General features: G+C 61.0%; 18 protein-coding genes and 1 tRNA gene. 10 read left to right on the top strand and 9 right to left on the bottom strand.

The window, feature by feature from the left end:
* Positions 1-34: 34 nt before the first annotated feature.
* The 9 genes from NKH13_RS04830 (at position 35) to NKH13_RS04790 (ending at position 6,245) form a co-directional block, all read left to right on the top strand.
* Positions 35-574: a ubiquinol-cytochrome C chaperone family protein gene (locus NKH13_RS04830; RefSeq protein ID WP_352714824.1), complete on the top strand. Its 540-nt coding sequence runs from the start codon at positions 35-37 to the stop codon at positions 572-574.
* Between the two features lie 41 nt (positions 575-615).
* On the top strand, positions 616-1,164 hold the full coding sequence (locus tag NKH13_RS04825) for a YceD family protein (RefSeq protein WP_352714822.1): 549 nt from the start codon (positions 616-618) through the stop codon (positions 1,162-1,164).
* Positions 1,165-1,287: 123 nt separating this feature from the next.
* Positions 1,288-2,358: a phosphate acyltransferase PlsX gene (gene plsX / locus NKH13_RS04820; protein WP_352449317.1), complete on the top strand. Its 1,071-nt coding sequence runs from the start codon at positions 1,288-1,290 to the stop codon at positions 2,356-2,358.
* Between the two features lie 9 nt (positions 2,359-2,367).
* On the top strand, positions 2,368-3,339 hold the full coding sequence (locus NKH13_RS04815) for a beta-ketoacyl-ACP synthase III (protein WP_352714820.1): 972 nt from the start codon (positions 2,368-2,370) through the stop codon (positions 3,337-3,339).
* Positions 3,340-3,443: 104 nt separating this feature from the next.
* Positions 3,444-3,767, top strand: a complete 324-nt coding sequence (locus NKH13_RS04810; RefSeq protein WP_023717292.1) for an integration host factor subunit alpha — start codon at positions 3,444-3,446, stop codon at positions 3,765-3,767.
* A gap of 243 nt (positions 3,768-4,010) precedes the next feature.
* On the top strand, positions 4,011-4,553 hold the full coding sequence (locus NKH13_RS04805) for a MerR family transcriptional regulator (protein ID WP_023674511.1): 543 nt from the start codon (positions 4,011-4,013) through the stop codon (positions 4,551-4,553).
* Positions 4,554-4,627: 74 nt separating this feature from the next.
* Complete coding sequence (locus NKH13_RS04800) at positions 4,628-4,969, top strand: hypothetical protein (RefSeq protein WP_352714818.1); 342 nt, start codon at positions 4,628-4,630, stop codon at positions 4,967-4,969.
* A 419-nt stretch (positions 4,970-5,388) separates the two neighbouring features.
* Positions 5,389-5,667 (top strand): helix-turn-helix domain-containing protein, encoded by a 279-nt coding sequence (locus NKH13_RS04795; RefSeq protein ID WP_352714816.1) that lies wholly within the window; start codon positions 5,389-5,391, stop codon positions 5,665-5,667.
* A 119-nt stretch (positions 5,668-5,786) separates the two neighbouring features.
* Complete coding sequence (locus tag NKH13_RS04790) at positions 5,787-6,245, top strand: YbaK/EbsC family protein (protein WP_352715232.1); 459 nt, start codon at positions 5,787-5,789, stop codon at positions 6,243-6,245.
* A gap of 38 nt (positions 6,246-6,283) precedes the next feature.
* On the opposite strand, the gene NKH13_RS04785 is transcribed toward NKH13_RS04790, so the two are convergent.
* Both NKH13_RS04785 and NKH13_RS04780 read right to left on the bottom strand, forming a co-directional pair.
* Positions 6,284-6,478, bottom strand: coding sequence for a hypothetical protein (locus NKH13_RS04785; protein WP_352714814.1), 195 nt, complete (start codon positions 6,476-6,478; stop codon positions 6,284-6,286).
* 153 nt (positions 6,479-6,631) lie between these two features.
* Positions 6,632-6,865 (bottom strand): hypothetical protein, encoded by a 234-nt coding sequence (locus NKH13_RS04780; RefSeq protein WP_352714813.1) that lies wholly within the window; start codon positions 6,863-6,865, stop codon positions 6,632-6,634.
* Between the two features lie 532 nt (positions 6,866-7,397).
* Between NKH13_RS04780 and NKH13_RS04775 the strand changes: the two genes are divergently transcribed.
* Positions 7,398-7,664, top strand: coding sequence for a DUF1236 domain-containing protein (locus NKH13_RS04775; protein ID WP_352715231.1), 267 nt, complete (start codon positions 7,398-7,400; stop codon positions 7,662-7,664).
* On the opposite strand, the gene NKH13_RS04770 is transcribed toward NKH13_RS04775, so the two are convergent.
* The 7 genes from NKH13_RS04770 to NKH13_RS04740 all read right to left on the bottom strand — a co-directional run bounded on the left by NKH13_RS04770 (position 7,648) and on the right by NKH13_RS04740 (position 13,243).
* A complete protein-coding gene (locus NKH13_RS04770; RefSeq protein WP_352714811.1) occupies positions 7,648-7,857 on the bottom strand; it encodes a hypothetical protein in 210 nt (69 codons plus the stop codon). The genes NKH13_RS04775 and NKH13_RS04770 overlap by 17 nt on opposite strands.
* 346 nt (positions 7,858-8,203) lie before the next feature.
* Positions 8,204-8,401, bottom strand: coding sequence for a hypothetical protein (locus NKH13_RS04765; RefSeq protein ID WP_352910872.1), 198 nt, complete (start codon positions 8,399-8,401; stop codon positions 8,204-8,206).
* Between the two features lie 9 nt (positions 8,402-8,410).
* Positions 8,411-8,680: a hypothetical protein gene (locus NKH13_RS04760; protein ID WP_352714807.1), complete on the bottom strand. Its 270-nt coding sequence runs from the start codon at positions 8,678-8,680 to the stop codon at positions 8,411-8,413.
* A 381-nt stretch (positions 8,681-9,061) separates the two neighbouring features.
* Positions 9,062-9,138: transfer RNA gene (locus tag NKH13_RS04755), tRNA-Pro, on the bottom strand.
* Between the two features lie 36 nt (positions 9,139-9,174).
* Positions 9,175-10,464: an O-antigen ligase family protein gene (locus NKH13_RS04750; RefSeq protein WP_352910870.1), complete on the bottom strand. Its 1,290-nt coding sequence runs from the start codon at positions 10,462-10,464 to the stop codon at positions 9,175-9,177.
* Entirely contained in the window at positions 10,461-11,996 is a 1,536-nt protein-coding gene (locus tag NKH13_RS04745; RefSeq protein ID WP_352910867.1) for an undecaprenyl-phosphate glucose phosphotransferase, read from the bottom strand. The genes NKH13_RS04750 and NKH13_RS04745 overlap by 4 nt, the downstream gene beginning before the upstream one ends.
* Before the next feature lie 122 nt (positions 11,997-12,118).
* Positions 12,119-13,243 carry a glycosyltransferase family 4 protein gene (locus NKH13_RS04740; protein WP_352714801.1) on the bottom strand — a complete coding sequence of 375 codons (1,125 nt, stop codon included), beginning with the start codon at positions 13,241-13,243 and terminating at the stop codon, positions 12,119-12,121.
* Positions 13,244-13,251: the final 8 nt, after the last annotated feature.

The following is a 13,251-nucleotide window of genomic DNA, read 5'->3' as shown; positions in this document are numbered from 1 at the left end:
ACTTCAACAAACGGTCCCGGGAGACCACCCTCAAATGTTCCAGCGCCTCTTTGGCCGCGAACGTCATGCCAACCGCGCCATCACCGAGGCGCTTTACGCACAAATCGTGGCGGCGGCGCGGCAAACGGTGTTTTATTCCGCCTGGAACGTGCCGGACACGCCGCTCGGCCGCTTCGAGATGCTGTCGTTGCACATGTTCCTGTTCCAGCACCGGTTGCGCGGCGAGGGTGGTGCTGCGGCAGAGGTTGCGCAGGTGCTGATCGACGAGTTCTTCATGGATGTCGAACATTCGTTGCGGGAATTGGGCATTGGCGACGTCGGCGTGCCGAAGCGCATGCGGAAACTGGCGAAGATGTTCTATGGCCGCACCGCCGCCTATGACGATGCGCTGCAACGAAATGACCATGATGCACTTGCCGCCGCCCTTGCCCGCAATGTCAGGCCCGATGCCGGCGCCTGGCCGCAAGCGTCGCAACTGGCACTCTATGCCGCCGATGCATCCAGGCAACTTACGCAACAGCCGACCGAATCGATCGTTTCCGGCACGGTGGCATTTCCCGTGGCCAACGCTTGAGCGGCGGCAGGCCGAATGAAGGTGGCGAAGTGGAGGCGAAGATGAAACATCCTGATACCCACAGCCCAGTGTCATTCCGGGCAAATGTCGCCCGGCTGCCGCAAAAGGGGCTGCCGGTGGTGATCGATGCCGACGCCGGGCAGCGCGCCCTGCTGGCCGCCGAGCACGAGCTGCTTTCGGTCGAAAACTATCGCGCCGAACTCCTGGTCGAGCCCTGGAAGCGCAACGGAGTGAAAGTCAGCGGCCATGTCGAGGCCGATATAACGCAGGCCTGCATCGTCACCCTCGACCCGGTCGAGGCGCATATCGACGAGCCGATCGAAGCACTGTTCCTGCCGGAGCAATCCAAGCTCGGGCGGCAAGGTTTCGACGGCGGCGGTGAGATCCTGCTCGACGCCGAAGGGCCGGATAGCCCGGAAACCTTTTCCGGCGACGCGATTGACGTCGGGGCGCTTGCCGAACAGTTCTTTGGCTTGGCGATCGATCCCTATCCGCGCAAGCCGGGTGTGTCGCTGGAGGCCGCCGGCGATGCCGAGCCTGTGGAGAATGAATTCCAGCAAAAGCTCAGATCACTATTGGGAAAATCCTGATAGCTGACCCAATTTGAGAAAAGTTGGTTGTGCGGCAGCCCAAAACCGTTATTTTCGCCGAACCTTCGCGAGCCCCGTACCTTGGCAAGCCCGCTGGCCAAGCAACCGTGAGATGAACACCGCGTGATCAGGATTTCCATTGATGCCATGGGCGGCGATCACGGGCCAAGCGTGGTCATCCCGGCGCTCATGACTGTCGCCACCCGCCGGCCGGATATACGCTTCGTCATTTATGGGCGTGAAGAAGTGGTACGGCCCGAACTCGCCAAATTCCCCAAGCTGGCGGAAGTGAGCGAGTTCATCCACTGCGAGATCGCAGTCCGGATGGACGACAAGCCGAGCCAGGCGCTGCGCCATGGTCGCTGGAAATCATCGATGTGGAAGGCCGTCGAGGCGGTCAAGGCAGGCACTGCCGATGCCTGCATCTCGGCCGGCAATACCGGCGCGTTGATGGCGATGTCCAGATTCTGCCTTCGCACCATGGCGACCATCGATCGCCCGGCAATCGCGGCGCTCTGGCCGACATTGCGCGGCGAAAGCGTGGTACTGGACGTCGGCGCTACCATCGGCGCCGATGCGCATCAACTGGTTGATTTTGCCATTCTAGGCACCGGCATGGCGCGCTCGGTTTTCGGCATCGAACGGCCGAGCGTCGGCCTGCTCAATGTCGGCGTCGAGGAGATCAAGGGCCAGGAGGAGGTCAAGGAGGCGGGCCGTATGCTGCGCGAGGCCAACATGGCCTCGATGAACTACCATGGCTTTGTCGAGGGTGACGACATCGGCAAGGGCAGTGTCGACGTCGTCGTTACCGAAGGATTTGCCGGCAATATCGCGCTCAAGACGGCGGAAGGCACGGTCAGGCAGATCGCCGGCTATCTGCGCGCGGCGATGAACCGGACGCTGATGGCCAGGATCGGCTATATCTTTGCCAAGACCGCCTTCGATCGTCTGCGCGAGAAGATGGATGTCGGCCGCTCCAATGGCGGCGTCTTCCTCGGGTTGAACGGCATCGTGGTGAAAAGCCATGGCGGGGCTGATTCGGATGGCTTCGCGGCGGCGATCGAGCTTGGCTACGACATGGTGCGTAACAATCTGCTTGACCGCATCGAAGCCGATCTCGACCTGTTCCATGCCCGCAATCCGAATGCCCAGACAATCCGGAAATCCGACGTCGTCATCGACGCAAAGGAATAGGAAAGAGCATTGATCAGATCAGTCGTGCGCGGCACGGGCGCCGCGCTGCCCCGCCGCATTATGAAGAATGCCGATTTCGAAGGCATGGTCGAGACGTCGGACGAGTGGATCGTCCAGCGCACCGGTATTCGCCAGCGCCACATCGCGGCCGACGACGAGACGACGGCCTCGCTGGGCGAGGCGGCAGCGCGCGCAGCCCTCGACAACGCCGGCCTGACGGCTGACGACATCGACCTGATCGTGCTGGCGACCTCGACGCCCAACAACACCTTTCCCGCGACCGCGGTCGAGATCCAGAACCGGCTCGGCATGCACCACGGTTTTGCCTTCGACCTGCAGGCGGTCTGCTCCGGCTTCGTCTATGCAGTGACGACCGCCGACCTCTATATCCGCAGCGGCTTGGCCAGACGCGTGCTGGTGATCGGCTCGGAAACGTTTTCGCGCATTCTCGACTGGAACGACCGCTCGACCTGCGTTTTGTTCGGCGACGGCGCCGGCGCGATGGTGCTGGAAGCAGGCACGGGGGCAGGCGGCATCGCCGACCGAGGCGTTCTGGCGGCCAGCCTGCGCTCCGACGGCATCCACAAGGACAAGCTTTTCGTCGACGGTGGGCCGTCGACCACAGGAACGGTCGGGCACCTCAGGATGGAAGGCCGCGAAGTGTTCAAGCATGCGGTTGGCATGATCACCGACGTCATCGAGGCGACGTTCGCACAGGCCGGCGTCAGCGCCGCCGATCTCGACTGGTTCGTGCCGCATCAAGCCAATAAACGAATTATTGACGCTTCGGCCAAAAAGCTCGGGATAGAGGAGCGGAAGGTGGTGGTGACCGTCGATTTGCACGGTAATACCTCGGCTGCTTCCGTGCCGCTGGCACTGTCCGCGGCCGTCGCCGACGGTCGCATCAAAAAGGGTGACCTAGTACTGCTTGAGGCGATGGGCGGCGGCTTCACCTGGGGCGCCGTCCTGCTCCGCTGGTAAGTGCCGAACTATCGGGTTCGGGTCCTTGACCTTGACGGATCAATTACTTAGGTTCTGCCGTTGCTTGTATCGATTTATGTTTTTGAGCTGATGGGACGGTTCGTATGGGGGGAAAGACACTTACGCGCGCCGACCTCGCCGAAGCCGTTTACCGCAAGGTTGGGCTGTCGCGTACTGAATCGGCCGAGCTTGTCGAGGCGGTGCTGAATGAGATCTGCGAGGCGATCGTTCGCGGCGAGACGGTGAAGCTGTCGTCCTTCGCGACCTTCCACGTCCGCTCCAAAAACGAGCGCATCGGGCGCAATCCCAAGACCGGTGAGGAAGTGCCGATCCTGCCGCGCCGGGTGATGACCTTCAAGTCGTCGAACGTGCTGAAGAACCGTATCCTGCGCTCCCATCAAAACAGCAAAGCCAAGGGCAGCAAGTAGACGCCCGATCCACTTTGCCGAGAATCATGCTCCAGGCTTCGGTTGAAAAACGAACCCTGCTTTTGCGCTGGGCTTGAATATTGTTTCATAAACCGCTGAAATAAGATGCGATTCGGTAGGCCGGATCGGTATTTGGGTGTGATCCGCTCCGGCGGGACGGAAAGCTGCTCTCTTTGTTAAGCGTGATGTCGCCCGAACCCGGTTCCCGCCTTCGCGATCATGCTCTAGCGTGAGGATTCGCCCATGGACAAGAGCCCTGATGCTTTCCGCACCATCAGCGAGGTCGCGGAGGATCTGGATTTGCCGCAGCACGTGCTGCGCTTCTGGGAGACGCGTTTCAACCAGATCAAGCCGATGAAGCGCGGCGGCGGCCGCCGCTACTACCGTCCGCAGGACGTCGAACTGATCAAGGGTATTCGCCATATGCTCTACGATCAGGGCTATACGATCAAGGGGGTGCAGAAGCTGTTGCGCGAGAACGGCAACCAGTTTCTGATCGCCGTCGGCAGTGGCGACATGGCGGCGGTCGAGGCGATCTCGCAGCGCCGACAGGCTGACACGGTACCGCTGACGCAAGCGGCGCAGCCGCGCGGCCCGGACGACGAAATGCTGGTCGGCCAGCCGAGGGTGAAACCCAGCCGTCGTTTTTTCGGCATCGGCAAGACCGACGAGGAAGGTCCGGTTCCGCCGGACACGTCAAAACTTTCCCGTGACAATCGCGCTTTGCTGCAGGAGGCGCTGTTCGACCTCCTTGAATGCAAGCGCCTGCTCGATCAGGTTCGCTAGAGCCCGCCGGGCTGACCGGAACGGTCTTCAGGGTCATGCGTTAGGCTTCCTTCTACAGCTGAAGGAAGCACGTCATGGCATCGCTTTCGAGCATCTCCGACACCGATCTGAACAAGCAGGTCGCGGCCTTGACCAGGGAACTGGCCACCTTGAAGAAAGCCGTGTTGAAGCAGGGCGGCGCCTTTTACGAAGACGGGCGCGATACCGCGTCGGATTATTATTCGGATATCACTGAGCGCCTCGGCGACGCCTTGCCGACAATCAGAAGGCAAGGCCGGGCGATCGAGAAGACCGCCCGAGATCACCCGGCGACGGCGGCCGCTGTCGGGCTGGTTCTGGTCGGGCTGGTCGCCAGTCTGTTCCTCGGCGGCCGGCAGCAACAAGCACCGCGAGGGCGTTCAAGATCGGCACGTTGAGATAAGCAAATGGCGGTGGTCAGCGGACCGCCGCCCTTTTTCGCCGACACGGAAAGCCCGGCAAGAGCGCCGCCCAAGGGCGGAGAGAAGAGGCTTGTTCATGACATCGTTTCCTTTTTGCGCAGGCGGAATTTGAGCGTCACTGATTCAGGTCGGTGACTCGAGCGCTGCGGTTGGGACTATCGCCTTGGAGTTTTTCGGCAGTTTTTCCGGCCTGTAGAATTTTGTTTCCGAACTGTGTCTGCTGACGATCCGGCCAGATGTCAGCTCGCCGGCATCCGCCATTCATTCCGGCGTCGGTTCACGATGCCGTGACGCTATCTTTGATGCTTGGCAAATCACCGGCGAGCGGGCATTCTCCCGATCGTCTCAGGCAAAAACATGATTTGATCTAACTCTTTCATCCCACGGAGTTGCCAATGCCCCAAATAGCAAAACGCGAAGCTTACTCCGAACTGGCGGCGAGCGCGGTTACGCCTGAACGCAGTGCCGTCCGAACCGCCCGGGAAGCCCGTGGATACAGCATCGAAGAGCTGTCCCTGGCGTGCGGGCTGGCAGCCTATGAGATCGCCGACATTGAAAGCGGCAAGGATGCCGATCCTTCGAAACGTCGGCGTATTGCCTCCGCGCTTCAACTTCCGGAAAGCGCTCTGTTTGACGAAGCCGTGTTGCCTGCCAAAAGGCGATCCGTGTCGTAGCGGCGTACCATGCTTTTATTCCACGAGCTCGCCATGGGTCGCCCTGGCGGGCTTCGTTTTTTCGGCCACGTAGTGGACTTGCCGGCCGCCACGGCGACGCCAGACGGAAATTGCTGGAGATGAGCCTCGAATCCGTTCGCGCCTTCTTCGCCGCCCACGCGCCCGACATTGACGTCATCGTCACGGAGGCAAGCTCGGCGACGGTGCCTCTGGCCGCCGAAGCGCATGGCGTAGCGCCGGCGCAGATTGCCAAGACGATCTGCTTGCGCGCCGGCGACCAGACGATGCTGATCGTGGCCAGCGGGATCTCCAGGCTGGACAATCGCAAATTCAAGGACCGGTTTGGTGGCAAGGCGCGAATGCTGGATGCCGAGCAGGTGCTCGCAGCGACCGATCATCCCGTCGGTGGGGTGTGCCCGTTCGGCCTACCGGCGCCGCTCCCGGTCTACTGCGACATCTCGCTGCGCGCCTTTGACGAGGTCGTCCCGGCGGCAGGCGCGACGAATGCCGCCGTGCGGCTCAGCCCGCAAAGCCTGGCCGAACTCGTCGACGCCGAGTGGGTGGATGTGTGCCAGTAGCCATTTATCCGGGTCGCGGGATCCGCTGAGCGTTACCGCTATTCGGTCTTCTGTGGCTCTTCTTTCTTGATCGTCTGAGCGTCCGTGGCAGTCGACATATCGGCCTTCTCGACACTCGCTGTCCTCGTCTGCGTGTCGACCGATGCCTGGACCTTTGAATGCGCGGGGCAATCCGCAGAGGCAGCTGATATGAACATGGTCAGTGCGGCGGCTATTGCGAGGAATGTCTTCATGATCATTCTCCTCTTTCATTGGATATTCGTTGGGAAGATTAGCCCGTCTGGCACCGACCGCAAAATCACATTTGTTCACGCGCGCCCTTGCGTGCACGGAAGCCTACGCTGGACCAATAATTCAAATGGTTGCGCGGATAGTCGCTTGCCGTATCAAAGCCCACCGGCTCCGGCCGGAGGATTTTTGGCGTTAAAAATCTCGCCGCTCAGAGCCAGTCTCAAATCTTCGGCGCTGAGCTGACCACTTTCGAACAAATCCATCACCCTGCGGCCGAGCACTTCTCTGCCTTTATCGCCGTCAGCGAGGCCTAATTCACGGAATCGGGCATCAAGTGCTTTGGTCAACATGGTCAGCTCGGCAGGACAGGTAGCTCCTTGAAGCGACATTGCATCTCTCCCGAAAAGGGCGAAAGGGCGTGTCATCTTCGAAGCGTCCGCTCGCCCTTACAACTGCGGACGACGGCAATTCAACTAGAGCCAACCTTTTTCGAACTCAACATTCGAACGTATTAAAAACGCCGCCCGCGCTCCAATGGGAGGATCCTGCTACAATACGGTATGGCCGTCCGAATAGCGGTTGTCCTCGCGCTTCTTTTCGCCTTCGCCTACGGTTTCGCAAAACTCGTGGAACGTTATGGCAGCGTTGGCGACAGGCCCTCTCCGTGTGAAGAATTGCCCTATCCTGATTGTCCTGACCCAAAAGCTCCTCCTCAGGAAGAAACTAAGCCTTGAGCGTGCGCTTGTTCGTTGGCGGCCTCATGGCCGTGGCAGAGGGGTTCGCCCACCGCCAGCGGAACAACAAGTCCTTTGGCCCGTTTAGGTAAGTAGCCCCGCACGGGAGCATCAAGCGCTGTAGCGGAAGGTTGCCTTGCTGGAGGACTGCTATATGGGAAAGTAACTCTTATCTGCTGCGACAGGAATTTTTCTTTTCGTAGGTATTGGAACTGCCGCCGCCCAGGACGTCATCATTCAGCCTGAGCAAGACATGGTGATCCGGGAGTATGTAAAGAAGAAGCCGATAGCATCCCTGAGCCTTCCCGGTGTTGAGCTCAACATTGGCACCGCTCTGCCCGACACAGTCGAGCTTTACGAAGTGCCGGACGTTCAGTACCGCTATGTAGTCGTCGAGGGACGAACCGTCCTGGTGGATCCAGGTACCCGCAAAATTGTTAAGATCTACGACTGATTTTCTGCCTGAAGCCCGCCGTGCCGAAAGACGCGGCGTGCTTGTTTGCGTTCAGCCGCCAATCGCGGTAGCGGACGATGCGCTCGTCGCCATCTTGGCGGCAGGCGTCTTCACGGAAACCGGCGGAGTGAGCTGCCACGTTTCGTTCGCATGCCGCCAGCATCCAGGTTGGGTTCTTCATGCTTGCTGCCATTGATGCTTCCGGCATTCCCGCAAGCAACGAGGGCCGGGCACGTTGCGCTTGCTCGACTTTCCTGACCCCTCCGTCATGATGGGCATCGCTGCCGCCCTGAAAAGTTTCAGGCCAGGCCAGCCGCCGGCGTTGAACTAGTCCTTTCCAACCGACGGTTGGTGGACGCATTGCAGCTGATGCGCCTAGGGTTCATTACGATCCGCGCGCACCGGGCATGCCCAACCCCCGAGTCACCCCTGCCTGATGCAAGGCGCCTGATCGAGTCCCGCCGTTCTGGCATGTGCGGCGGGACCTTTTTTATTGAAGGTGGAACACAGGCTGACGGGTGACGGTTGGCAAAGCTTACCTAGCCACTACCGCGCGGTTTCTCGGCGGGCTTCTGGCTAGACTTCAGCATCCGTGCCTCGCGCACGAGTGATGCGTGGTCAATTCCAATCATTTCGATGAGATCGCGGGCCTGCGCCTCCGTTATACCGGTCTCATCTGCGAGCAGCCGCGCATGAAGATACTTGATACGCTCGCGGTCGGTCTCGTCCTCGCCCATTGGTGACAATCACCTTTTTTGGCAATCAGTTTCGCTTCGCCGAGGTGCATTCGTGCTCTTTCCTGGCGGATCTCCCTTGCCGTCCGATCGGCTCCGGCCGGCCGCCCGCCGGAGGGCCTTGGTGGCTTCCGCAACGCCCGCGCGGTCGTTGTCATTGGCCCGGATCAGTTCGGGGACCTGGTCCACGGCGATGCCATTCTGCCGCGCGAAATGCTCCAAGTCATAGTCCTGGCTGGACCCCAGGCGGTCTCGGTCGCGCGTGCTCTTGTCGTCGGCCATATGGTCCTCCTGGTGGAGCTTCGGATCAATGGCAACGTGGGCAAGCAGCTTTCGTTGCGGCATCAACGCGGAAATCGTTGTGTTCGCTCTGGCTAATATGATCTTTGTACCTGGGCGTAAAATTGTAAGTGCCGGCGCCGGCCGCCTCTTGTCGGCCGCGATCAGCCGACTGAGGGACCGCATGATCTCCCCACGTCGAGCCGGCCTCGGTCATGCAATCGGTGATCGTCTGAAAGCCGGGCGCCATCGCCTCCTGGCCCAGTCCGCGCAACATCAAGGCCGCCGAAAACCGCGTCCGCGGCCCATCGGCTGGGCGGTGCCATGCGGCTACTGACTGCATAGCCAGTTTGGGGGGAAACTGGCTAAGCCTTTGGATTTTAATGGTCGGAGTGGCCGGATTCGAACCGACGACCCCTTGACCCCCAGTCAAGTGCGCTACCGGGCTGCGCTACACTCCGGACCGGTCGCGATGTATCGTGATAGACAGGCTCCGGTCAACCGAATTCGGTTGCTGTCCTGCCTGAAGCAACAGCAACGGGGATTGCCGGTCGCTGCGCCGCCCGCAACTGCCACTGGTGGCGGTATTCGAGCGCGATGGCACCCCAGATCAGGCCGAGCAGCAGGTAGACATGGCGCCAGTGGTCGATGTCGATGAAGGTGCCGAGCCCGATATTGCCGATGAAGGCGACGTAGGCGCATAGAAGATAAGGCTGCCAGGGCCGGTCGCGCAGCAGAATTCGGAAGCCGGCGGCGATCGTCCAGCACGTCAGCGTCAGGAACGACACGAAGCCGAGCCAGCCGTAATCCATCAGCATCTTCAGCCAGATGTCGTGCGTGTCCTCGCCGAACATCTTGCCGAAGACGAGCGGGCCGATGCCGAACGGATGCTCCAGTGCCATCTGAAAGCCGATCGTGTAGCGGGCGAAGCGGCCGAGGCGGGCGGTGTCGTAGCTTTGTTCGAGCTGTGCGCGGTTCGAGAACATCTCCGCGACGCCCGGCAGTTGCAGGATGACGATCGTTGCGATGACCAGCAGTCCGACGGCGGCGATGGTCATGACGACGACGCGCAGCCGGAACTTGCCGCTGGCGCTCTGCAGGAACAAGGCACCGGTCAGCAGGATCGCTGAAACGGCGAACATGCCCCAGGCGCCGCGCGAAAAGGAAAAGAAGATGCCGGCGGTGATGATCAGCAGCGGCACCGCCAATAGCGGCATGCGCGCGACCGAGCCGGTAAGCAGCAGATAGAGCAGGTAGATGCCCGGCAGCACCAGGAAAGGCCCGAACACGTTCGGGTCCTGGAAGGCGCCGGCGGCGCGGTCGTATTTGGTGAAGATCTCCGCTCCTGGAAAGGCATGGAAATAGCCGGCTATGCCGACCAGCGAGGTCAGCACCGCCGACATCACATAAGCGACGAAGATCACCCGGTAGAGACTGGGCTGGACGGCCGTTACCGAAGCAAAGAACACGGCCGTGAAGGCCAGGAACAGCGAGACGGCTAGATAGAGCGGCGTGCCGGCGAGGTCCGACATCTGCGTCATCGAGATCATACCGCCGATGTTCATGATAACCAGCAGCACCAGCAGCGGCACCGCCGCGCGCTGTATGCGCATGCCGAAGAAGGGCCACACCACGATCAGCCCGATCATATAGAGGTCGTACGGCGCGGGCTCGGCAATGACGAAGCCGGACAGGAAGACGCCGAGGAAAACCGCCCCCGACGCAATCAGTGCGATCAGCTTGGCGTTGACCGCCGCCGCCGGCAATTCGTAGGCCGTCGCGCTCAATACGCGTTTTCCGTATTGAGTAGACGGATCGGCGTCAGGAACAGGATTCTGAGGTCGAACAAGAGCGACCAGTTCTCGATGTAATAGAGGTCGTATTCCGTCCGCATGCGAATCTTCTCGTTGGTGTCCATCTCGCCGCGCCAGCCATTGATCTGCGCCCAGCCGGTCACACCGGGCTTGACCTTGTGGCGGGCGAAATAGCCGTCGACCACTTCATTGTAGAGGAGGTTGTGCGACTGCGCGGCAATGGCGTGCGGGCGCGGCCCGACCAGCGACAGCGAACCGAACAGCGAATTGAAGAACTGCGGCAATTCGTCGATCGAGGTCTTGCGGATGAAGCGGCCGACGCGGGTGACGCGTGGATCGTTCTTGGTCACGGTCTGCTTCGCCGTCGGGTCGGCCTTGTCGGTGTACATCGACCGGAACTTGTAGACCTCGATGATCTCGTTGTTGAAGCCGTGTCGTTTCTGGTGGAACAGCACCGGCCCCTTGCTGTCGAGTTTGATCGCGATTGCGGTCGCCAGCATCACCGGCGAGAACACGATGATGCCGATGATCGAAAAGACAATGTCGAAGGCGCGCTTGGCGACCGAATCCCAGTCGTTGATCGGCTTGTCGAAGATATCGAGCATCGGCACCGAGCCGATGTAGGAATAGGCACGCGGCCTGAACTGCAGTGCGTTCGAATGCGCCGACAGCCGGATGTCGACCGGCAGCACCCACAGCTTCTTCAATAGTTGCAGCACGCGCGATTCCGCGGTCAGCGGCAGCGACACGATCAGCATGTCGATGCGCGCGATGCGGGCAAATTCGATGAGTTCGGAAATTGTGCCGAGCTTGGGATAACCGGCGACAACCGGCGGCGACCGCTTGTCGCCGCGGTCGTCGAAGATGCCGCAAATGCGAATGTCGTTGTAGGGCTGCTTTTCGACCGAGCGGATCAGCACCTCTGCCGCCTTGCCGCCGCCGACGATGACGGCGCGGCGCTCCATCCGCCCGTCGCGCGCCCATCGCCGAATCAGCTTCGACATCACCAGGCGGAGACCCAGTATCAGCACGAAACCGACGATGAACCACGTGCCGAAGAGCAGGCGCGAATAGTCTTCCGACATTTTCATGGTGAAGGCGGTGAGCGCCATCAAGGCGAAGGTTCCGGCCCAGACGAGCAGGAGCCGGCCGAAATTGGCGATCGGCCGCATCAGCGCGACGATCTGGTAGCAGTCGGTGACGTCGAGCAGAACGACCGCGAGGAACGAGGTGGCGGCGATCGTCAGTGAGTACTGCCAGGCAAGATAGTTGAAAAAGCCGACGTAATAGAAATAGACGGCCAGACCTGACACCAACAGCAGCGCGAATTCAACCATGCGCAGGACGCCGCTCACCATGATCGGCGACATCGTATCGCGCCGGTATTGCGAGGCGACCTGGCGGGCGACGTCGTTCATGCCGCCGGCCGTGTTGTTCTCGGCAGGGGCGTCGAATTTGCGCACCGCGTCTAGCGAAAAACGGCGCGCGGGATCGATTTCGTTCATGGGGCGTCCGTAGGTTTCCCTCACGTGAATAGCAAAAGAGAGCTAAGAAACCCTTGAAACAACAGATGGCTTTGGAGACGCTTTCACCAAGGGCGTTTTGCAGCCGAGTGGAACCAGTTGCTCTATTGTTTGAGCGCGGCGAAATAAGCTTTTTCGATTTCAGCGGCCATTACATCGGCGCCGAAGCGTGCCTTGAGGTTGGCGGCGCCGGGCATCAGGCCCTTGTAGGCGTCGAGATCGGCCAGTGCAGTGCTTATCTTGTCGCCAAGTTCGCGTGGGTCGGGCCGGATCAGGGAAGGCGAGCCGGTGTCGAAGATTTCCGGTATGCCCCCGACCGACGTCGCAATGATCGGCTTGCCGGCGGCGAGTGCTTCCAGAACGATGTAGGGCATGGCTTCCGCACGCGAGGGAACGACGACCAGCTTGGCCAGCGCGAAGGCGAGCCGGGCTGGCATCGGCGGCAGGAAACCGACGTCCAGGCCGCTCTGATTCACCTGGGCGCGATAGCGCGGCAGGTCGTCGCCATCGCCGACCATCAGCGCTTTCAATGGGCGGCCGAGCCCCGTTGCGGCTATCCCCAGCGCATCGATGAAGATGTCCGGGCCTTTGAGGTCTCGCATCATGCCGATATAGAGGAGGTCAACCGCATTGTGCTCGGTCCGCACCGGCTCGAACTCGGCGGCGCGCAGGCCGTTGTGGACGAGAGCGTTCGGAATGGGCGGCTCGCCGACCTTCCTGCGATAAGTCCGCCGCTCATAATCGGAAACAAACAACAGGCAATCGGTGAAGCGAGCCATGAAGCGCTCGAGCGCGAAGAACAGCTTCCCCATGGCGGTGGTCTCGTCATAGTGGAGCGAGCCGCCATGCGGCGAATAAAGGCGGGCTACGCGAGACCTGGATACCCGCAACAATGAGCCGAACAGACGGGCATAGGCGCCACCTTTGGCGCCATGCCCGTGCAGCACGTCCGGCCGCAATTCTTTTATGATCCTATAGGTGCGCCGGGCCGAGGCGAGATCGCCCGGCCCGACATGCCGCTGCATCGGCGTGCGGTGAATACCGAGCGCCAGGCTGCCTTTCATCTGTTCGAACAGCCGTTCCTCGAAATCGCCCCCAGTCGTCGAATCGCAGACGATGCCGACGGCATGGCCGGCGGCGACCTGAGCCTCGGTCAGGTCGCGCACGTGCCGGAAGATGCCTCCGACCGGTGAGCGAAAGCAGTGGACGATCCTGAGTGTGTCCGCCACTTGGTCAG

Origin of the sequence: Mesorhizobium sp. M1348 (genome assembly GCF_040317925.1) — a bacterium.
Taxonomy (GTDB): domain Bacteria; phylum Pseudomonadota; class Alphaproteobacteria; order Rhizobiales; family Rhizobiaceae; genus Mesorhizobium.
This window is presented reverse-complemented; position numbering and strand designations above follow the sequence as displayed.